Raw genomic sequence first — 20735 nt, 5'->3', positions numbered from 1 at the left:
GTCGTTTCGCTCAATAGTCGAAAGTGCCAGAATTCATACACTTCGTCTCGTAAACGGAACGATCATGGATTTGACGTCGCTCGGCGATTTCAATGCAGTTGCACTGCACGGTGGCTTTGGGCCCGCCAGCCGGGCGCTCGACCGCCCCAAGGCCACCCTCTCGCGGCGCGTGGCCGAGCTCGAGGAAAGCCTCGGCGTCAGGCTGATCGAGCGAGGCTCACGCAGGCTGCGTCTGACGGAAGAGGGCGTTGCACTCCATGAACGCACGCGGGGGCTCATGGCTGAGATTCAGGAGGCGGGTGAAGCGCTCGCCTCACGCGCCCCGGTGGCGCGCGGGCGGCTGCGCATCAGCGCGCCTGTCGTTTTCGCGCATGTCGTGCTGTGCCGGATCGCTGCGCGCTTTGCGCTCGCCTATCCGCAGGTCGAACTTGAGGTCATTGCAGAAGACCGCATCGTGGATCCGGTGGAGGACGGCTACGACCTCGTGATCCGTATCGACCCGGCGCATGGCGAGCAACTCGTGGGACGGCGCATCCTCGGTGACGAGCGCCTCGTGGTCGCGGCGCCGGGCATGTCGATACCTTCCACAACGGCACCCGATTCAACCGGGCTGGAGGTGCCGGCCGTTATGTCGGCCGCGGCACCATCAGGCGCGTTATGGCACATGCGAACGGAAGACGGTGGTGCGATAGCGATCAGGCCGATGCCCGTGTTGCGGCTGTCATCGTTGCTGATGGTGCGTGACGCGGTGCTCGAGGGCGTAGGCGCGGCGCTCTTGCCCAGATTGCTGGTTGAGCATGATGTGTCGACAGGAAGACTCGCCTGTTGGGGAAAGGCGGGCTCGCCCGTGGAAATCTGGGCCCTTTACAATTCGCGCCGGCTTCTGAGCGCGAAGGTGCGAGCGTTCATGACTATGCTGCAGGAGTTGCCGGGTCGGGAGCGCGAATGGGGTGGCGCTAGCAGTTCCAATGATTCTCCGCGCCGCTAGCTTTCTCTGTGTTAGCGCGGCGACGTGGTCGAGCCGTCGAGCGGCTGCTTTCGGCGACATTGAGTGTCTCTAACGGCAGTTAGTGTCTATATAGGCCAGACGATCACGTTCAAGCAGGCCATACAACGCGCTATCTGACACCTCGTCGCCAACTATCCAACGATCACGCAACAACCCTTCACGGATAAACCCGAGCCGCTCGAGAAGACGCGCCGAGGCTGAATTCCGTGGGTCGATATCCGCTTCAATCCGGTGTAAATTCAGCGTGCCGAAACCATGCTCGATTAGCGCAGAAGCCGCCTCTCGCATAAATCCGTTTCCCCAATGCTTGCGTTTCAGACTAAAGCCTATCTCCGCGCGTCGGCATTGCTCGTTCGCATTAAAGAGAGCGCAGTCGCCGAGCACTTCACGGGTCGCCCGCAATTCAACTACGCAGATGAAATCCTGGCCGCCGGCTGACGTCTTCAATTTGCGTGAGACGCGATCCGTTGCCTGGTCTAGCGATGTCATCGCTCGAAACGGAAAATAGCGCATTGCCTCAGGATCTGACCAGATCGCAAACAGCCATTGCGCGTCCTCATGACGCAGCGGCCGCAGAATGAGACGCGTGGTAGTCAATGTGACCGGTTCAAAGGTTGTCATGACGAAGGCGGTGCATCGGGAAAGGATGGTTCTATAAAAGCACGTGAGCAGGCGACGTGTCTGGGCAGTTAGCTGTACCCACAGCCGTCTGCCGGGAACGCGAGGCTAACTCTTGAGCAGCCCGTCGCTTTCGAGCGCGTCAGCAGGGATGGAGTCGTCGATGCGCGGCCACTCCAATTCGACATGTGCATTCCAGTGGCGAAGCGCTTTCGCACGACCGTCCTCTTCGAGAACGAATTCAAACGTGATGTCCGGGAAATCGCTGCTGCGAAATTGCAGGCCTTTGAATGGTTTCAGGACATCGGCCGGTTCGCCCGGATGGAACAATGCGATATCGTTGTCTCGACTCAGCTTGACACCGATCTTCCTGCCAAGAGGCGTTTCGTACGTGCCGACAAGTCTTGCGAGGACGTCCGCATCGGGTAGCGTTGGCAGACGAGCGAACACGGCTTCCGCCTGATCAAGCCGTATCGCCGCGCGATCTATATCGCCGAGCATGCTTGTAAGGAACGAAACCGACCATGCGCCATTTGTCTCGTCATCAGCCGTGTCAAAGCGATCGTAGTGGAAATGGTTAAGGGGCAGCTTGACCTGACGGAATTCGAACTGGAGTTGCGTGCCGTCAGTTGTGATATCCAGCGTTCCATACGCCGGGTGCTCGTACGAGCCGGCGTAATCCGCTAAGTTGTGCGACGGCTGTGTGTTCGGAACCGCACGTGGCACGGCCCGTTCTCGGGCCTCGCGCATTGTCGCCTTTGCCTTCTTGCGAAAGTCGAGCAGGCGCGCTGTCCAGTCGGTCTCTTTGAGGCCAAGTGCGCGACTATAGATATCGAAGCCGATTGCGTTGCTTAGCGGGGAGCAATGGTCGCCTATCACGAATACGGAAACACCGATCTTCTCTTCCGGCAAATATGACACCTGCGAATGAAACGCACGCAGCGTGCCGCCATGACTCGTCAACAGATGACCCCGAAACGCGGCCGTCATGCGTCCCATGCCGTAGATGCCGTTAAGATCGGTTTTGAAGCCGAACACGTCACTCATTTCGGTTGGCCACGGCAAGCCGAGAGCGAGCGTCGCTTTTAGAACGCTCTCGGGTATGACTTGCTTGCCGTCGATCCGTCCGTCGTTCATCAGCATGATCGACCAGCGCGCGATGTCCTCCAGGCTGGAGACGATGCTGCCCGCCGGACTGGACTTGTCATCTTTCGGCGCAGGGGGTTGCCAAAATTCATTACTGTCGCGTCGTTCAGAGAAAGGTAACGCGTAGTCTCCCTGGTCGTCGGCTTTTGCGTCGCCATACGTGAACAAGGTTCGGTGCATACCAAGGGGCACCAGAATCTCGTCGCTGATGAATTGTTCCCATGGCTTACCGCTTATCAGCTCGATGATATGGCCGACCGCTTCGTACATCATGTTGTTGTAGATGAGCCGCGAGCGCATCGGAGCAATCGGCTTCATGAACCGGATGCGATCAAAGAGATCCTTCGTCGAGTAGTCCGATTCGTACCAGATCATGTCATAACGCGGCACACCGGTTTTGTGCCCGAGCATGTCGCGTAATGTGACTGCCGCATCAAGTGACTGATCATAAAACCGCAGACTGGGTACCGCATTGCGAATCGGTTCATCGAAACTCAGCAGGCCACGTTCAACCAGCAGACCTGCGGCGACAGCGGTAAAAAGTTTCGTATTCGACGCGATTGGAAACAGTGTCGAGGAAGTAAATGGCCGCGCCTTCGCAACGTCACGATGGCCGTACCCCTGCGTCATCACGACCTCGTCATTCCTGACAATACTCACACCGACTCCCGGAACGTGCCAGTCACGCACGAGAGTTTCCATATACCTCTCGAAATCGCCCAAATCCAGTTTGCTCGAATCGCTTGACATATAGTCTTCCTTCTAATCAAAAGTGGATTGTTAGAAAAGCCGAATGTATCGGGAGCAGTGTGACGGAGTGGCAGCCGGTGATTCTAGCGAGAAAAATAAAGCAGCAACGGAATGGCGCACAAAGTCGCCTCAATGACGATTCAGGGTGATTGCCCGCTTCGCGGTCAAGGCCGCGCGTGAAATTGGCCTCGGTGAATATTGAAAGGCCGCTATATGCAATTCGAAAGGCCGTTCAGAGTGGCGGATTCAACTGGTCGCAGCCTTGCGAGGTTCAAACGGCGTATGCGCACTGCATGAGGGGCCGCCCAGCCATGAAGAGGTCGCGGACGCTGCGAATCCGATTGCCCCAGCGCCGCCGAATGTCGACCATGTTTCGAGCGATGTTCCGTTCAAGATGAGCCAACTGCCGGTGTAGTAACCAGCGGCGACAATCTCGAACGCTTCGTGTTAGCACTAGACCTGCGGGAGATAACGCTCGTCATGCATGATTTCGGCGGGCCGGTTGGTATGGGTCTCGCGTCTCGCCATCCGGATCGCGTGCGGCGCATCATCAGCGTCAACGGACCCACGCCGTTCGGCCAGGCAACGCTGGTTGACCGATGGCGAGCAAACGCCAAGGTATCCCCGTGGTTTCAGTGGATCTTGAACGCCGAGGCTGAAGGACGTCTCGATGCCGTGCTGGGCGAACTCGGTTTCAATATTCTGAGTACCTTGAAGCTCAACGGTTTCGAAGACCACGGTTTGATCAACGATACGTGGCTGCGCACGTACGGTTCCCGCTTCGCGACACCAGCCGAGTGCGCAGGCGAACATCGCGACGATCCAATCCGGTCAGCCGGATTCGCGGCCTTCGACGAGTGGATAGATCAAGAAGCCCAGTGCGACCGAGAGCAGCATCACGCCGCCGACGAGTGGGTGATTGGCATGACTTCGTATCGGACGGTGCTGGAGGAGTTGGTGAAGCGGGCGGGGTAACCAGGCCTTAGGCGGGGTGCGCGCTCATGGTGGCCGAACCCTGTTAGCCCGCCTTGCAGCCGCGCCCCGCGCGCGTGCTAATCTTGCTCCCTTCGCGGACGTCCCGCGTCAGAGCAGACACCATGACGGAAGCCTTCGATCCGGACGGCATCGAGCAAGCGGTCTTCGTGGTCGGCGAGCGCCATGCGACGCTGGACGAGCCGTGGCGCGCGTATCGGCGCGCGCGTCTGATTCACGTCAGCGAAGGCGTGCTGACCGTGCGCACGGCATCCGGCCGTTGGGTCGTGCCGCCCGCCCGCGCGCTGTGGATCGCCGCGAATACGCAGCACTGCCTGCACGCGACGCGCCCGGTGCAGTCGTATTCGCTCTACGTCGCAACCAATGCCGCAATGGACGCCACCGACGACTCCGCCGCCGCCGCCGCGCCGCTGCCCGCGCAGACCGGCGCGCTGATCCCCGACACACTGGTGCAGGCGCTGCTCGCCGCCGCGGCCGATCTGCCGCACGATCACACGCCCGATGAACCCGCCCGCCGTCTGCTGCAGGTGCTGCTGGATCGCGTCGCCGGCTTGCCCGCCGCGCCGCTTGGCTTGAACTGGCCGGCCGATCCGCGCGCGCGGCGCATCGCCGAGGCGCTCAGCGCGAATCCCGCGCAATCTCTGGTGCTGGAGGAGCTCGCCGCGGCCGCGGGCGTGACCGCGCGCACGGCCGCGCGTTTGTTCGCGAAGGAAACGGGGCAGACCTTCGGTCAATGGCGCCAGCAGTTGCGTCTGCTGGCCGCGCTCGAACATCTGGGCGCCGGTGAGAGCGTCACGCAGGTGGCGCTCGAAGTCGGCTATAACGACGTGTCGTCGTTTATCGCGGTGTTTCGCGATGCGTTCGGCGATACGCCGGCGCGCTATTTCCGCTGACGCCGCTTCGTGGCCACCGCGCGAGCGTCGCCGTCGCACGAAAACGAATCTGCCTCAATGAGCGCCGGCCGCATCCGGTCCACCGCCGCCCTTGGCCGGCCGCGTGATCCAGATCAGCGGAATGATCAGCACGAAGATGATCGCCGACACAAAGAAGACGTCGTTCAGGCCCATCATCGCGGCCTGCGTGTTCACGGTGAAATCGAACAGCGCATTCGCCGATTGTGGATTCAGATGCAGCACCGACTGAGTGTTGTCGATCTGCTGCGCGAACAACGGGTTGTCGACCGACGCCTGCTCGGTGAGCCGCACATGATGCAGTATCGTGCGGTTGTTCCACGCGGTACCCGCGATCGACGTGCCCACCGCGCCGCAGAACACCCGCACGAAATTCGACAGCCCCGCCGCCGCCGGAATCCGGCTCTGCGGCTGGCCGGACAGGATGATCGCCGTTAGCGGCACGAAGAACAGCGCCATCGGAATGCCTTGCAGCAGCGTCGGCAGCACGAGGTGCCACGTGTCGATCTCGATTACGTACTTCGAGCGCATGTAGAACACGATCGCGAAGCCGACGAACGCGACCGTCGAGATCACGCGCGCGTCCGAGTGCGGCAGCACGCGGCCGAGTATCGGCGCAAGAATGATCGCGAAGATGCCGAGCGGTGCGGTGACGAGGCCGGCGTCGATCGAACGGTAGTTCAGGTACTCCTGCATCCATTGCGGCAGCAGCACGAGATTGCCGAAAAATACCCCGTAGGCGATCGAAATCGCGATCGTGCCGCCGAGAAAATTGCGCTGCTCAAAGAGCCGAAGATCGACGATCGGGTGCTCCTCGGTCAGCTCCCATACGAGGAAAAACGCAAAGCTGATCAGCGCGACGAGGCCGAGAATCGCGATCACCGGCGACGAGAACCAGTCGAGATCCTTACCCTTGTCGAGCATGATCTGCAGCGACGCGACCCACGTGATCAGCAGGCCGAGACCGACCACGTCGATCGGCGGCTTGCGCGTCGGCGATTCGCGGGTGCGGTAGATCATCCACGTGACGCCGGCCGCGAACAGGCCGACCGGGATGTTGATGTAGAAGATCCACGACCAGCTGTAACTGTCGGTGATCCAGCCGCCTAGCGCCGGGCCCGCGATCGGGCCGACGGTGGCGGTCATCGCCCACAGCGCGAGCGCGGTCGACGACTTCTCCTTCGGATACGAGCCGAGCAGGATCGCCTGCGACAACGGAATCAGCGGTCCGGCCACCGCGCCCTGGAATACCCGCGCCAGCAGCAGGATAGGCAGCGTCGGCGCGATGCCGCACAGCCACGACGCGAGCGTGAAGGACAGGATCGCGCCGACGAACAGCTTCACCTGGCCGATGCGCTGCGTGAGCCAACCGGTCAGCGGAATCGCCACCGCGTTGGAGGCCGCGAACACGGTGATCACCCACGTGCCCTCGTCGACCGAGACGCCGAGGTTGCCGGAAATAGTCGGAATCGCGACGTTCGCGATCGACGTGTCGAGCACGTTCATGAACGTGGCGAGTGCGACCGCGATCGTCGCGAGAACCAGCCGGCCGCCTTCGAGAGGCGCGGGCGGCGGCGGTGGCGCGGGTGGCTGAGGCGGCGGCGACGCGGAATCAGGCGCGGCGTTGGGCTGGCTCAAAAGGCGTTCTCCGGATGTTTTTCGGCGGACGGCGCGAACGGCGTGAGGACGGACGGCGAGGGCGCGCGATTCGCAATGCATGGTCGGCGCAGGATGCCGTGGACCGTGTACCGCGTCGGCGGGTCCGTCGATGCGCAAAAGCATACCTGCAATCGCCGGCCGGCGCCGGCCACGGCAGCAGCCGATGCGGCGCCCGACGGCGCGAACGCGGCACGCGGCGTATGCTCGCGGCTGAGGCTGCGTCACCAAAGGCCGAAACGTATACCCAATCCCACGGAAAAAAGGACCACACACCCATGAGCTGGCAACAATTCGAACACGGCTGGCGGCGCTCGCCGCAAAACACGCCCGCGACGAGCCTCGTCGTGCTGATGCACGGCGTCGGCAGCAACGCGCGCGATCTGATGCCGCTCGCCGACATCTGGAGCGAGGACCTGCCCCGCACGGCGTTCGTGTCGCTCGACGGCACCGATCCTTTCGACGGCGGCTTCGGCGGCCGCCAGTGGTTCAGCCTGCGCGACGTCGGCGCGGCGAACCGCGAGGCGCGCGTCGCCGCCGCCTATCCGGCGCTGCGCCGCGTGCTCGACGCCGAGCTCGCGCATTGGCAGCTGTCTTTCGACCGGCTTGCGCTGGTCGGCTTCTCGCAAGGTTCAATCATGGCGCTGCATCACGTCGCGTCGAGCGTTGAGGGCGCGGCGGGCGTCGTCGCGTATTCGGGGCGGCTCGCCTCGCCGATCGTATCGTCGAACCGCGCGACGCCGCTCACGCTCGTCCACGGCGAGAACGACGAGGTGATCCCGGTGCGTGAACTCGAATCCGCGGCCGACGCTTTCAACTCCGCCGGCTATGCGGTCGACGCCTACGTGCTGCCCGGCGTCGGCCACACGATCACCGCCGACGGCGTCGCGCTCGGCCGTGACGCGCTGGAACGCGCACTGGGCGAGCTGTCGCGCGATTGACACAACCCCACTAGAAAGTGGCCCTAAAGATTCTGACGGGCTTGCCGTCATATGGGCAATAGCTTGAAAATCACCCCCGCCGCGCGGGAAGCGCAACGCCCAGCGGGCGTGTCGCGCGGCTTCGGGGTACCGGGGGCGCATTTCCAGACCGCCTTGGACGGCGCATAACGACACATCAGAGCCTGCATATGGCCAGACCGACGCCGCATTACCCGCTCTTTGAGCGACTGTTCCGCCACTCCGTGGCGGTGGATCTCGGCACGGCCAACACCCTTATCTATACCGACGACGGCGGCATCGTGCTGAACCAGCCGTCCGTCGTGTGCTTCGAGACGCAGCCCGCGAGCGGGTCGAAGCGGATCGCCGCGATCGGCGCCGAGGCGCGCCAGCTGCTCGGCCGCGTGCCGCGCAATCTCGAAGCGGTGCGGCCGATGCGCCATGGCGTCATCGCCAATTTCTCCGCCGCCGAACACATGATCAAGCAATTCGTCGACATGGCGCGGCCGCGCTCGCTCTTCAGCCGGCGCGCGGCATTCACGCTGTGCGTGCCGGCCTCCGCGACCCACGTCGAGCGCCGCGCGATCCGCGAAGCGGCCGAGGCGGCTGGCGCGTGGAAGGTCAGCCTGATCGGCGAATCGCTCGCGTCGGCGCTCGGCGCGGGCCTGCCGGTGGGCGACGCGACCGGCTCGATGGTGGTGGACATCGGCGGCGGCACCACCGAGGTCGGCGTGATCGCGCTGGGCGGCACCGCGTATAGCGGCTCGGTGCGCGTCGGCGGCGACAATTTCGACGCGGCGATCATCGGCTACGTGCGCAATCTGTATGGCGTGCTGCTCGGCGAGCAGACCGCCGAGCACGTCAAGAGAGCCATCGGCTCGGCCGTGCACGACGTGCCTCTCGAGCAGATGAACGCAACCGGCCGCAGCGTCGACGATGGGCTACCGCGCACGGTGCAGTTGAGCAACCGCGATATTTCGGAGGCGATCGAAGGGCCGCTGAGTCAGGTGATCGGCGCGGTGAAGCGCGGGCTCGAATTGGCTCCCGCCGAACTCGTGACGGACATCGCGCACAAGGGCATCGTGCTGACCGGTGGCGGCGCGCTGCTGCGCAATCTGGGGCGGCGTTTGAGCCGGGAAATCGGCCTCGACGTGCACGTCGCCGACGAACCGTTGACCTGCGCGGTGCGTGGCGCGGGCGCGGCGGCCGCGGCGGGGTGGGTGGACGAAGCCTGGGACGCGTGAGCGGTGGATGGGGGCTTGGGTGACTGCCAAATTGCATTCCACCCCATTCCATCGCAGATGCCCTGCTGGGTCCGTGTGGCCGTATCAATCTGATTGAGCATGAGGCGCAAGCTGGCTGCCGGATTGGTGGGCACAATCCAAACGAGTAGTCCCTTTGTCGCCACGCGCGGGTGGTTCGCGGAAAAGCTGGAATACAACGGCCTCGGCCAGAGCAAGCGATGCAGAGGATTCGCTTTTCCGCATGGTGCGTCTTTTTTTCGTGGGTGCTCAATAGGCGCTCCGTCGGGGCACCCGGCAGACACCTGCCCGACGCGTCGCTGACGCTTATGTGACAATACGCATCGCGTCCCATTTTCCGGGACGCCGATATGCTCATTCCAATGCTTGTTGCCGGCTCCGCGCGCATTCGCGCGCCGATGCCGCGCTGCCCGTAGCTCACCCGTGAATCAATCTGTTTCCGCTTCGTCGCTGTCGTCATCGCCATCCTTCATCGGACTACGTAGCGGCTTGCGCATGCCTTACGTCGAGGCCGGCGACGGCGAGTTGCTGCTGTTCGTGCACGGTTCGTTGTGCGACTACCGCTACTGGCAGCCGCAACTGGCCGGTCTGTCGAAGCGCTATCGCTGCGTCGCGGTCAGTCTCACGCATTACTGGCCAGTGACGGATAGCGCGGCGGACCTGCCGTTCAGCTGGAGCAGCCACGCCGATGAAGTCGCGGAGTTCATCGCGCGTTTCGGCGCGGGGCCCGCGCATGTGGTCGGGCATTCGCGCGGCGGCTGCGTCGCCTATCATTTCGCGCGACGCCATGCCGAACGCGTGCGCACGCTGACGCTCGCTGATCCGGGCGGCCCGCTGCAGATCGCCGGACGTCCACCCGCGAGCCTGCCGGAGACGGTCAACGCATTGCGCGCGAAAGCGGCTCAGTTGATCGAAAGCGGCGAGGTCGAAGCAGGCTTGCAACTGTTCGTCGATTCGGTGAGCCGCCCCGGCTTCTGGGCGATGAGCACCCCGGGTTTTCGCCGCATGGCGACGGACAACGCGCACACGCTCGCGCGGCAATTCCGCGATCCGCTGCCCGCCTACGTGCCGCAGGACGCGGCCGACCTGCGCTGCCCGGTCCTGCTGATCGACGGCGAGAAGAGTCCCGACATGTTTCATCGCACGGTGACGGCGTTGCGGGGATGGTTGCCCGATGCGCGCCGCGAAACGGTACGCGGTGCGTCGCATGGCATGAACCTCGCCCATCCGTCCGCGTTCAATCGTTACGTGGATGATTTCATTCAGGCGAGGAGCGCGCGCTGAGCAAGTAAAGCGAAAATCAACGGCGATCGGCCGGCGCGTGCCGCCGCCGATCGCCGTTACTGCATCAGGCCTTGCGATGCGCGTCCTTGTCGAGCGCGCGTTCGGCCACCTCGCCGACGAGCCCGTGATAGTACAGATGCACGCCGATCGCGAGCGAGTCGTTGCGGATTTCGTGGAACACCTTCCACGCCTTCACCGGGTCCTTGAACAACAGATAGTGCGCTTCCTGCGCGATCAGATCCGCGACTTCATGCAGGCCGTGTCCATGCAGCACGTCGACGAGCGTGTCGAGACTGCGATGCGTGCGCGCGTCGGTGCGCGGGTAGAGCATGTGTAGCACCGCGACGTCCTGCGTCTTCAGCGCCGCCGACAGCGCGACGACGATATCCTGATGATTCAGCGCGGTGACCGTGTGGTCTTCGGTATGGACATGATCCGGAAACAGCGTTTCGAGAGAGACATTCATTTGTATTCGTCCTGCTTTTCTGTGTGATCAAAAAAACCCGCTTCGAATCGCGGGCCGCAAGCATCAATGCACGGACTGAGTATCGCAGATGGATCACGTCCGACGCAGTGTGCTGGCAGCAAAACATTGTTGCGGCTGGTGTTCCGACCTTCGTGCAACTTTCATCGGCATCGCGATGCACCCGCCGCGACAACGAATGTTGCGCCCAAGGAGATGGACTGTTGCGATCAATCGACGCAATCAACCACACGCCGACCCGTAGAATGCGCAGCGGAGCCTGAGCATGCCCGTACTTCTTCGGGAATGCATGCCGGCGCGAGTGCGGTATCAAGCAAAAGGAAGACGTAGATGAACTCGAAGTCACACGCAACGCTGAGCTTTTCGGACAGCGACCAGACCATCGATCTGCCGATCTATCAGGGCTCGCTGGGCCCCGATGTCATCGACATCCGCAAGCTGTACGGCCAGAGCGGCAAATTCACGTACGACCCGGGCTTCATGTCGACGGCGGCGTGCAACTCCGAAATCACGTATATCGACGGCGACAAGGGCGAACTGCTCTACCGCGGCTACCCGATCGACAACCTCGCGCAGAACGCCGACTTCCTCGAAACCTGCTACCTGCTGCTGAAGGGCGAACTGCCGAACGCCCAGCAGAAAGCCCAGTTCGAGAACACCGTCACGCAGCACACGATGGTGCACGAGCAGATGCACTTCTTTTTCCGCGGCTTCCGTCGCGACGCGCACCCGATGGCGATTCTGGTTGCGGCGGTCGGCGCGCTGTCCGCGTTCTACCACGACTCGCTCGACATCACGAACCAGCAGCATCGCGACGTATCGGCGGTCCGCATGATCGCGAAGCTGCCCACGCTGGTCGCGATGGCGTACAAGTACAGCGTCGGTCAACCGTTCGTGTATCCGAAGAACGACCTGTCGTACAGCGCGAACTTCATGCGCATGATGTTCTCGAATCCGGCCGAGGAGTACGAGGTCAACGACGTGCTGGTACGCGCGCTCGACCGCATTCTGATTCTTCACGCGGACCACGAGCAGAACGCGTCGACGTCGACCGTGCGGCTCGCCGGTTCGTCGGGCGCGAATCCGTTCGCGTGTATCGCGGCCGGTATCGCGTGTCTGTGGGGCCCGGCGCACGGCGGCGCGAACGAAGCCGCGCTGAACATGCTGGAAGAAATCGGCTCGGTCGACAATATTCCCGACTTCATCGCGAAGGTGAAGGACAAGAACTCGGGCGTGAAGCTGATGGGCTTCGGTCACCGCGTGTACAAGAACTACGATCCGCGCGCGAAGCTGATGCGCGAAACCTGCCACGAAGTGCTCGAAGAGCTGGGCCTGCACGACGACCCGCTGTTCAAGCTCGCGATGGCGCTGGAAAAGATCGCGCTCGAAGACGAGTACTTCGTGTCGCGCAAGCTGTACCCGAACGTCGACTTCTACTCGGGCATCGTGCAGCGCGCGCTGGGCATCCCGACGTCGATGTTCACCTGCATCTTCTCGATGGCACGCACGGTCGGCTGGATCGCGCAGTGGAACGAAATGATCGCCGATCCCGAGCAGAAGATCGGTCGTCCGCGTCAGCTGTTCATCGGCGAGACGCTGCGTGAGGCGAAGCCGGTCGCGAAGCGGTAACAGGCCGGATAGACGCCCGACAACGCGTTCAACGACGGTCGCCAACCCACGGCTCACGAGGCCGTGGGTTTTTTTACGTTCCGCGCATCCTGCCGCCTGCACGTCCCGTGCCACAGAAAACGCCGTCAAAAAAACGGCGTAAAAAGCCGAAACTCCGAGGCGATAAGCTCGTCTCACGCGGACAGAGCCTCTACAATCGGATGGTCCGGCCGACCGGGGTCCGGGTGAGGGGGCAACCGGGCCATCCGGCGGCAGATCCGAGGCGAGACCCGAAGTGCAACTAAACGCAGCAGCGAATCCATAGGAGCGACCTTGATACAGCAGCCAGAAGCCCTCGGCGGGCTGACCCACTCGGGCGGCGTCGATCATCGCGAGCCCGAGCAGGACGGCGTTTTCATCCCGACGGAAAACCTTAACGTCGCGAGCGCTACGCAGCACGTGCTCAAGTCGGGCGACACCTTCGTCGTCAACGATCCGCTCGGCGATATCACCGGCCACGACGATGGCCTGTTCGTCAACGATACGCGCGTGATGTCGCAACTGCGGCTGACCTTCGGCGGCCGCGCGCCGTCGCTGCTGTCGGGCAGCGTCAGCAGCGACAACACCAGTTTCACCGCGCATCTGACCAACCGCCCGCTGCCGCCGCTCGGCGGCGACAGCACGCCCGAAGGCGTGATCCACGTCGAGCGTGTGCGCGTGCTGTCGGGCACCGTGCTCAACGAGGCGATCGAGCTCACGAACTACGGCACGAGCGATGCGAGCGTGCCGCTGTCGATTTCGTTTTCCAGCGATTTCCGCGACATGTTCGAAGTGCGTGGCCTGAAGCGCGACAAACAGGGTCGCGTGCAGCCCGCGCGCATCGAGAATCAGCAGGTGCTGCTTGGCTACATCGGTCTCGACGACGTGGCGCGCAACGTGCAGATCGCATTCTCGCCGCAGCCGGACAAGCTGTTCGCCGACCGCGCCGACTACACCGTCAAGCTGCCCGCGCAGGCGTGCGTGTCGATCTATCTGTCGATAGCGGTGCAGGTCGTGCCGATGACCGGCAAGCCCGGCGCCGACGTGTCGCAGCCGATGCATGCGGTGAGCGAAGCGCATCTCTCGCAGATCGATGCGGAGCGCCCGCGCGTCGGCCGCGCGGCGGTACGCGCGGCAATGGTGGATGCGCACCTGGTGATGCGCGAGCGACGCAACGCGAGCGCGCGCGTGCGTTCGAGCAATCCGCTGTTCAACGCGTGGATCGACCGCTCGTTCGCCGACCTCGGCCTGCTGACGACGGATCTCGCGACCGGCCCGTACCCGTACGCGGGCATCCCATGGTTTTCGACCCCGTTCGGCCGCGACGCGGTGATCACGTCGCTGCAGACGCTGTGGCTGCAACCGCATCTCGCAGCCGGCGTGCTGCGCTTTCTCGCCGAGCATCAGGCGCGCGAGAACTCGCCGTTTCGCGACGCTGCGCCGGGCAAAATCATGCACGAGATGCGCAAGGGCGAAATGGCCGCGGCCGGCGAAGTCCCGTTCGCGCTGTACTACGGCGGTGTCGACACCACGCCGCTGTTCATTGTGCTGGCCGGCGCCTACGCGGCCCGCACTGGCGACGTCGGGTTGATCGACGAACTATGGCCGGCGCTCGAACGCGCGGCGCAGTGGGTCGCGGGCGTTTGCGACAAAAACCGGCACGGGCTGCTCGATTACCAGCGCGAATCGGATGGCGGCCTCGCGAACCAGGGCTGGAAAGACAGTCACGATTCGGTGTTCCACGCGGACGGGCGCTTCCCTGACGGCCCGATCGCGCTCGTCGAAGTGCAGGCCTATGCGAGCGCCGCGTTCGACACGATGGCTCACTACGCGAAGCTGCGCGGCCTGCGCGACGCGGCCGCGCAATACGCGGAGCGCGCGAAGAAGATCCGCCGCTGCGTCGAAGAAAAGTACTGGATGGACGAGTTCGGCTTTTATGGCATCGCGCTCGACGGTCATGGCGAGTTGTGTCGCGTGATGGCATCGAACGCGGGGCATCTGCTGGCGTTCGGCCTGCCCACGCGCGAGCGCGGCGAGGCGGTGGTGCGGGCGCTCGACTCGACGCTGTTCCACACCGGCTGGGGCGTGCGCACGTTGGCCGCCAGCCAGGCGCGCTTCAATCCGATGGCATATCACAACGGCTCGGTCTGGCCGCACGACAACGCGCTGTGCGCGCGCGGGCTGTCACGCTATGGCGGCAAGGCGTCGGCCGTGAAGCTGCTGCAGGCGCTGTTCCAGGCCGCGGTCAATTTCGACATGCGCTTGCCCGAGCTGTTTTGCGGCTTCCCGCGACGCCGCGGCGAGCCGCCCACGGCCTATCCGGTCGCGTGTTTGCCGCAGGCATGGGCGGCGGGCTCGCCGTTCATGATGCTCGAGGCGTGTCTGGGCATCACGATCGACGCCGAGCGCCGCGAAGTGCTGATCGAACAGCCGATGCTGCCCGAAGGTATCGACTGGCTCGAGGTCAGCGATTTGCGGGTCGGGGATGCGTCGGTGTCGATTACGTTCCGCCGGATCGGCGAAAAGGTGGTGGCGTCGGCGGAGCAGGGCGATGTGAGGGTGGTGGCGCTGCTTTGACGCCGACCACGGTAGCGGGCATCGATGTTGGCGGCGACCGGAAGGGAAACCATCTGGTCGTCTTGCGCGGCACCGAGATCGTGAGCCATCTCGGCAACGCGACCCCCGAACAGATGCTCGAACGGTGTCGCGCACTCGAGGTGGCGGCGGTCGGCATCGATGCGCCGTGTCGTTGGCGAACAGGCACCGCGGGACGACTAGCCGAGAAGGCGCTCGCGCGGCAGCGAATCTTTTCGTTTGCGACACCTGCTCGCGAAACGGCGATCGCCAGCAAGAGCGGCTTCTATGGATGGATGTTCAACGGCGAGCGCGTCTACGATGCATTCGTCGCGCACTTTCCGCTTTTCAGCGGCGGCGAAAAACTCAATGGCCGCGTGTGCTTCGAGACATTCCCCCACGCGATCACATGCGCTTTCCTCGGGACGGACGTCGCATCCGCGAAGCAAAAAGGTCCGCAGCGCCGGGCAATCCTCGAGCGGGAAGGTATCGCAACAGCGTCGCTGACTTCGATCGACGACGTCGACGCGGCGCTGTGCGCGTTGGCGGCACGTTATCTGCTGGAAGGCAGAGTCGATACATACGGTGACGAGCCAGGCGGATTCATTGTGGTGCCTGGACTTTGACACCACATTCTGGGAGGACGGGTGCACTTGGCACGACGATTCGGAGTATTGCTGCTATCCATGGCGGCGTTGAGTTCGACCGCGGCATCGGCGAACGACATTCAGTGTGCAACCACGCAGCAACCCGCTGAGCGCGTCATTTGCGATCACGCGATCCTGAACAACGAGTACGACGACATCTTCGCGCAGCAACAGGCTCTTCTGAGCAGCGGGAAACTCTCGTCCGCGCAACTGGCGAAGTGGCGGCAGGCGCGAAACGCCTGTATCGATGTGCACTGCGTGGATGGCGTGTTCGCGCAGTGGAAGGCCATGGCCCGGTCCGTCGACGTCGCTCCTCAGGCGGCCGCGCCTCAGCCCGCCGCGCCTGAGCCGGCCGCGCCGGTCGTGACGGCCTCGGAAACGGCGATGGCACCTGTCGGTCCCAATCCCGAAGCGCCTCCAGCCGTATCCGCGTCTGATGCATCTCAGGTGTCCCAGGCCTCGCCGACATCGGAGGCTTCTCTGGTGCGTCAAGGGAGTGCCGCCGGTGTGGCGCTTCCGCAGCCCGTCACGGCGGAGGCTTCCGCGCCCGTGGCTGCCTCGGCGGCGCCCAGCCAGAGGGAATCTCGTGGAATGACCGGCATGAGCGACATCAGTGGCCTGATCGTGGTTCTGCTCGTCGCGCTCGGAGCCGGTGTGTTCTTCGCGCTTCGGAACCGAAGCAGGGCGACCGCAAAGAAGACGCAAGGTAAGAACGGGCGATGAGTTGATGCCAACGCGCTGGCCTCGCGCACGAAGCCGCGCTTTGACCTAACGGTCGGGCCGCTCGATTCGCCAATCAAACAACGCGGAATGCCTGTCACAGCGTTCCGCGCTAAAAGCGACTGCAAGGAACCAATTATCGGACGAGGAAACCGTAAGCCAGCGGGTCACGCTCGTCCACGATCCAGGTTGCGAAACCGCAAACGTACGCGTTGCCCTGGACCTCGGGGACGACGGCCTGGAAGTCGCCGACGGTCGTCTCACTGAGTACACGCCCCTTGAAGACCGTGCCGATGATGGACTCATTGACGAGCGTCTCGTTGCTTGCCAGTTCGCCGCGCAGATAGAGTTGCGCGACGCGTCCGCCCGTCCCTGAGCCCGTGGGCGAACGGTCCACTTCACGGTCGGCGAACACGCAACAGTTGGCTTGCGTCGAGCCTTCGTGCCGCGGTGCGTTGGCAATGATGGTCCCGTAGATGTGGTTGATTTCCGGGATATCGGGATGCTCAACCGGGTATGCGTCGTTTGCAGCTTTTTTGACCTCGGCCCCAAACTTGATCAGTTCCTCGACAGAAGACTCCCGGACTGCGAGACCGTGCGGCGCACCGTCCGTATAGAAGTAGAAGGCACCACCGAAGGCGATGTCACCCTTTACCGTGCCAAACGACGGCGTCTCGACCGTGACATCCCGTTTCCAGATGAACGACGGAACGTTGACGAAGCGTACGTTGCCGGCGTGTTCGCCATCCCATTGCACGAACGCCTCGATGAAGCCACATGGAGCGTCGATGCCGATTCGCGTCTCGGGAATCTGGCGCTGAACCCAGCCCAACTCGACCGCCGCGGTAGACAGCGCGATAACGCCGTGTCCGCAGTGGTCGCTATAACCCTCGTTGTGGACGAAGATGATTCCGAAGTCTGCCGTGGGACTAACGGGTTCGGTCAGGTATCCGCCGTACATGTCAGCATGACCGCGCGGTTCGAACATCAGCGCGGTACGAATTTCGTCGGCGTTCTCCTTCAGCCACGCTCGACGCTCGACGATGGTGTCACCGGGAAGACGAGGAAGCCCGCTCGTCACGATACGGAACGCTTCGCCGCCGGTATGGGCCTCGACTGTCGAAATAGTGCGAGTGATTTTCATGTGTGCGTTGGGGTTACTCGATTGAACGTCACTGCCCGTAGGGCACCGGAAGGCCGTTTCTGATCACATAGACGGTCGTGGGTGCGCCCTTCAGATCGCCGTTTTCATCGAAAGAGTAGGTGCCTGCCACGCCCTTGTAGTTGGTCTTCGCCAACTGGGCGGTGAGCTTTGCCTTGTCGGTCGTGGTTCCCGCTTTGACCATCGCATCAGCCAGCAGTTTTACGCCGTCGTAGTAGCTGACCGCATAAACCTGCGTGTCGGTGTTGAACGCGGCCTTGTATTTCTGCAGAAACTCACGGCCGGCTGGGGTCTTGTCGAGCGCGATGCCGCCTTGGGCGCAATACACGATAGAGGCCGCGTCACCGGCAACCCTGCCCATGTCGGCCGAGCAAATGCCATCACCGCCCAGCAGCTTGGCTCGCAGTCCGCGTGCGCGCATCTGCCTGGCCATCGGCGCGCCTTGAGCAGCGTATCCGCCGAAGAAGACGACATCCGGATTTTTGGCCTTGATGCTGGTGAGAATGCCGAGGAAGTCAGTCGCCGACGAGTTCGTGAACTGTTGGTCCACGATTTGAATTCCATTTGCCTTTGCCTCTTTGACGAACTGCTCGGCCACACCTTGCCCATATGCCGTGCGGTCGTCGATCACCGCGGCGGTCTTGGCCTTCAATGTTTTGGCCGCAAACTGACCCATCGTTCCGCCTAGCTGCTCGTCACTCGCGCCGATACGAAAGATGTTCCTGAAGCCTTGCTTCGTCAGCGCCGGATTGGAGGCAACCGGCAGCATCGGTACCCCGCCGGTGTTATAGACGCGCGATGCCGGAATAGCCACACCTGAGTTGTACGGGCCGAGGACAGCAATCACGCCGCTGTCGACGAGTTTCTGCGCGACCTGAACGCCAACCTTAGGATCTGCCTGGTCGTCCTCGGAGTCGAGTTTGAAAGTTACCTTCTGGCCGGCGACCGTGACACCGCTCTTGTTGAGTTCATCGATAGCAAGGCGGGCGCCGTTCTCGTTGTCCTTTCCGTTCGGCGCCTGGGGGCCCGTAAGCGGAGCCGAGTGACCGAGGATGACCACCGATTGAGCATTGGCGGATGCGGTGATGCCGGCGGCTGTCAAGACAGCCATTGTCAGGACGAGGGGGCGCATATAGTCTCCAGGTATTGGACCCTTGTTTGACCAGATTAGCTCCGCTTCGGCATGGGTTCAACCTTTGAGCACGCCATCCGACAGGAGGAGTCGTGAAACTGACCGATTTCGATACACTGACTTTTGACTGCTACGGCACCTTGATCGACTGGGAGAGTGGCATCCTTGAAGGCCTTCGGCCTCTGCTGGAGCGAGCCAGGACGCCGCTCACGCGTGACGAGATTCTCGAAGCGCACGCTCGCCACGAGTCGTCGCAGCAGAACTTCACTCCTGCGAAGCGCTATCAGGAACTGCTTCCCATCGTATATAAGCGCATGGCTGAAGAGTGGGGCCTGCCGTATACACACGAAGAATGCGTGGCGTACGGCCGGTCGATCGCAAACTGGCCGGCGTTCGCCGACTCCGCGCTCGCGCTGCAATATCTGAAGAAGCACTACAAGCTGGTCATCCTGTCGAACATCGACAACGAAAGTTTCGCCTTCAGCAACGCCAGGCTGCAGGTTGAGTTCGACGCCATCATCACAGCGGAGGACGTCGGGTCCTACAAGCCGTCGCCGCGCAACTTCGAGTACATGCTTCAGAAGCTCGATCAGCGCGGCATCAAGAAGGAAAAAATCCTTCACACGGCAGAAAGTCTCTTCCATGACCACAAGCCCGCAAACGAGTTCGGCCTGGCGTCGTGCTGGATTTACCGCCGTCATTCGCAGCCGGGCTTTGGCGCGACGATGAACCCGGGCTCGCAGCCTGACATCGACTTCCGCTTCGACAGCATGGCGGACTTCGTCGACGCGCATCGAGAAGCGCTGGCGAACTGAGCATCTTCGCGCCGTTGAAACGCGCCTGCCCGGTGGTAACATTTGTTGTCATCTCTCACCTCGGCGCCGACCCACCTCACTATGCCAGATAGCTTCGATCAGCTCGTCGCCCTGATTCGGGCGCGCTTTCCCGAACTGAGCCCGCAGTTCCAGATGGGAGCGGGCTTCCTGCTCGATCATCCCGACGAGGTCGCGGTGTCGTCGATGCGCAAGGTGGCCGAGCGCGCGCAGGTGCAGCCCGCGTCGCTGGTGCGGCTGTCGCAGCAACTGGGGTTTCCCGGCTGGAACGAATTGCGCGATCTGTTCGTCGCGCGCGTGCGCACCCGGCCCGAGCCGTTGACGAGCCGGGCGCGCTCGATGGTCAAATCGAAAGATGCGCTCGCGAACGATCTTCTCGTCGCGCAGCAGCACAATCTCGAAACGACCGCCGCACATAACGGCCGCGTGATCGTCGAGGCCGCGCGCGTGTTGCGGCGCGCGTCGCACGTGCACGTGGCGGGCTTCCGCTCGTGTTACGCGGTGGGGTTCGGTCTCGTCTATGGCTACCGGCTGTTTCGTCCGTCGGTGTCGCTGCTCAACGGCGAGGCCGGCACGCTCGAAATGCAACTGCGCACGATCGAGCGCGACAGTGCGACCATCGTCATCAGCTTCGCGCCGTATTCGGTCGAAGCCGCGCGAGTCGCCGAGGCCGCGCTCGAAAAAGGCAGCAAACTGATCGCCATCACGGACAGCGCCGTGTCGCCGATCGCGTTGAACGCCGACAAGGTACTGATCTTCTCGCACGAAAGCCCGTCGTTCTTTCCGTCGCTGGTGGCCGCCACGGCGATCGCCGAAGCGCTGGTCGCGCATTTGCTCGCGCTCGAAGGCGCGGATGCGCTCGAGCAGCTTGCGCTCGCCGAACAATCGTTGCATGCGAAGGGCGCGTACGTGCCTTGAGCGATTGCGTGAGGCACGGCGCACTCCACTCGATATCGTTCAACGGCATTT

Annotated in this window: 17 protein-coding genes and 1 pseudogene; 12 read left to right on the top strand and 6 right to left on the bottom strand. The window is 63.0% G+C overall.

Going from position 1 to position 20735, the window contains the following annotated elements:
* Positions 1 to 64 precede the first annotated feature (64 nt).
* Positions 65 to 988: a LysR family transcriptional regulator gene (locus OKW45_RS07605; RefSeq protein WP_429466936.1), complete on the top strand. Its 924-nt coding sequence runs from the start codon at positions 65 to 67 to the stop codon at positions 986 to 988.
* A 69-nt stretch (positions 989 to 1057) separates the two neighbouring features.
* On the opposite strand, the gene OKW45_RS07600 is transcribed toward OKW45_RS07605, so the two are convergent.
* Both OKW45_RS07600 and OKW45_RS07595 read right to left on the bottom strand, forming a co-directional pair.
* The gene (locus tag OKW45_RS07600) at positions 1058 to 1630 is read right to left on the bottom strand and encodes a GNAT family N-acetyltransferase (RefSeq protein ID WP_429466934.1); all 573 of its coding nucleotides are present in this window, start codon (positions 1628 to 1630) and stop codon (positions 1058 to 1060) included.
* Between the two features lie 105 nt (positions 1631 to 1735).
* On the bottom strand, positions 1736 to 3523 hold the full coding sequence (locus tag OKW45_RS07595) for a serine hydrolase (protein ID WP_429466932.1): 1788 nt from the start codon (positions 3521 to 3523) through the stop codon (positions 1736 to 1738).
* A 426-nt stretch (positions 3524 to 3949) separates the two neighbouring features.
* On the opposite strand from OKW45_RS07595, the pseudogene OKW45_RS07590 reads away from it, so the two are divergent.
* Both OKW45_RS07590 and OKW45_RS07585 read left to right on the top strand, forming a co-directional pair.
* Positions 3950 to 4330 (top strand): annotated as a pseudogene (locus tag OKW45_RS07590) (alpha/beta fold hydrolase); the annotation flags it as partial.
* Positions 4331 to 4620: 290 nt separating this feature from the next.
* A complete protein-coding gene (locus OKW45_RS07585; RefSeq protein ID WP_429466930.1) occupies positions 4621 to 5409 on the top strand; it encodes an AraC family transcriptional regulator in 789 nt (262 codons plus the stop codon).
* A 54-nt stretch (positions 5410 to 5463) separates the two neighbouring features.
* Here the strand turns inward: OKW45_RS07585 and OKW45_RS07580 are convergent, their stop codons facing one another.
* Complete coding sequence (locus OKW45_RS07580; RefSeq protein ID WP_429466928.1) at positions 5464 to 7065, bottom strand: DHA2 family efflux MFS transporter permease subunit; 1602 nt, start codon at positions 7063 to 7065, stop codon at positions 5464 to 5466.
* Positions 7066 to 7361: 296 nt separating this feature from the next.
* On the opposite strand from OKW45_RS07580, the gene OKW45_RS07575 reads away from it, so the two are divergent.
* From OKW45_RS07575 to OKW45_RS07565, 3 genes are all read left to right on the top strand, one after another.
* Entirely contained in the window at positions 7362 to 8024 is a 663-nt protein-coding gene (locus OKW45_RS07575; protein ID WP_429466927.1) for an alpha/beta hydrolase, read from the top strand.
* Positions 8025 to 8212: 188 nt separating this feature from the next.
* On the top strand, positions 8213 to 9265 hold the full coding sequence (locus OKW45_RS07570; protein ID WP_184012091.1) for a rod shape-determining protein: 1053 nt from the start codon (positions 8213 to 8215) through the stop codon (positions 9263 to 9265).
* Positions 9266 to 9706: 441 nt separating this feature from the next.
* Positions 9707 to 10567, top strand: coding sequence for an alpha/beta fold hydrolase (locus OKW45_RS07565; RefSeq protein ID WP_429466925.1), 861 nt, complete (start codon positions 9707 to 9709; stop codon positions 10565 to 10567).
* Positions 10568 to 10631: 64 nt separating this feature from the next.
* Here OKW45_RS07565 and OKW45_RS07560 read toward each other — a convergent pair whose 3' ends face one another.
* Positions 10632 to 11033 carry a hypothetical protein gene (locus tag OKW45_RS07560; protein ID WP_018425331.1) on the bottom strand — a complete coding sequence of 134 codons (402 nt, stop codon included), beginning with the start codon at positions 11031 to 11033 and terminating at the stop codon, positions 10632 to 10634.
* A 348-nt stretch (positions 11034 to 11381) separates the two neighbouring features.
* Here OKW45_RS07560 and gltA point away from each other — a divergent pair, with 348 nt between their 5' ends.
* The 4 genes from gltA (at position 11382) to OKW45_RS07540 (ending at position 16642) form a co-directional block, all read left to right on the top strand.
* The gene (gene gltA, locus OKW45_RS07555; RefSeq protein ID WP_018425330.1) at positions 11382 to 12680 is read left to right on the top strand and encodes a citrate synthase; all 1299 of its coding nucleotides are present in this window, start codon (positions 11382 to 11384) and stop codon (positions 12678 to 12680) included.
* Positions 12681 to 12995: 315 nt separating this feature from the next.
* Positions 12996 to 15275 (top strand): amylo-alpha-1,6-glucosidase, encoded by a 2280-nt coding sequence (locus OKW45_RS07550; RefSeq protein ID WP_026226677.1) that lies wholly within the window; start codon positions 12996 to 12998, stop codon positions 15273 to 15275.
* Entirely contained in the window at positions 15272 to 15898 is a 627-nt protein-coding gene (locus OKW45_RS07545) for a DUF429 domain-containing protein (RefSeq protein WP_018425328.1), read from the top strand. The genes OKW45_RS07550 and OKW45_RS07545 overlap by 4 nt, the downstream gene beginning before the upstream one ends.
* A 21-nt stretch (positions 15899 to 15919) precedes the next feature.
* Positions 15920 to 16642 carry a hypothetical protein gene (locus tag OKW45_RS07540; RefSeq protein ID WP_429466923.1) on the top strand — a complete coding sequence of 241 codons (723 nt, stop codon included), beginning with the start codon at positions 15920 to 15922 and terminating at the stop codon, positions 16640 to 16642.
* Between the two features lie 133 nt (positions 16643 to 16775).
* Here the strand turns inward: OKW45_RS07540 and lhpH are convergent, their stop codons facing one another.
* Together lhpH and OKW45_RS07530 are read right to left on the bottom strand one after the other, a co-directional pair.
* Positions 16776 to 17783 carry a trans-3-hydroxy-L-proline dehydratase gene (gene lhpH, locus OKW45_RS07535; protein ID WP_429466921.1) on the bottom strand — a complete coding sequence of 336 codons (1008 nt, stop codon included), beginning with the start codon at positions 17781 to 17783 and terminating at the stop codon, positions 16776 to 16778.
* Positions 17784 to 17811: 28 nt separating this feature from the next.
* On the bottom strand, positions 17812 to 18933 hold the full coding sequence (locus tag OKW45_RS07530; protein ID WP_429466919.1) for a branched-chain amino acid ABC transporter substrate-binding protein: 1122 nt from the start codon (positions 18931 to 18933) through the stop codon (positions 17812 to 17814).
* A gap of 92 nt (positions 18934 to 19025) precedes the next feature.
* On the opposite strand from OKW45_RS07530, the gene OKW45_RS07525 reads away from it, so the two are divergent.
* Together OKW45_RS07525 and OKW45_RS07520 are read left to right on the top strand one after the other, a co-directional pair.
* Positions 19026 to 19748, top strand: a complete 723-nt coding sequence (locus OKW45_RS07525; RefSeq protein ID WP_429466917.1) for a haloacid dehalogenase type II — start codon at positions 19026 to 19028, stop codon at positions 19746 to 19748.
* A gap of 81 nt (positions 19749 to 19829) precedes the next feature.
* A complete protein-coding gene (locus tag OKW45_RS07520; RefSeq protein WP_429466915.1) occupies positions 19830 to 20684 on the top strand; it encodes a MurR/RpiR family transcriptional regulator in 855 nt (284 codons plus the stop codon).
* The last annotated feature ends 51 nt before the right edge of the window (positions 20685 to 20735 follow it).

Origin of the sequence: Paraburkholderia lebeckiae (genome assembly GCF_050436225.1) — a bacterium.
Taxonomy (GTDB): Bacteria; Pseudomonadota; Gammaproteobacteria; order Burkholderiales; family Burkholderiaceae; genus Paraburkholderia; species Paraburkholderia tuberum.
This window is presented reverse-complemented; position numbering and strand designations above follow the sequence as displayed.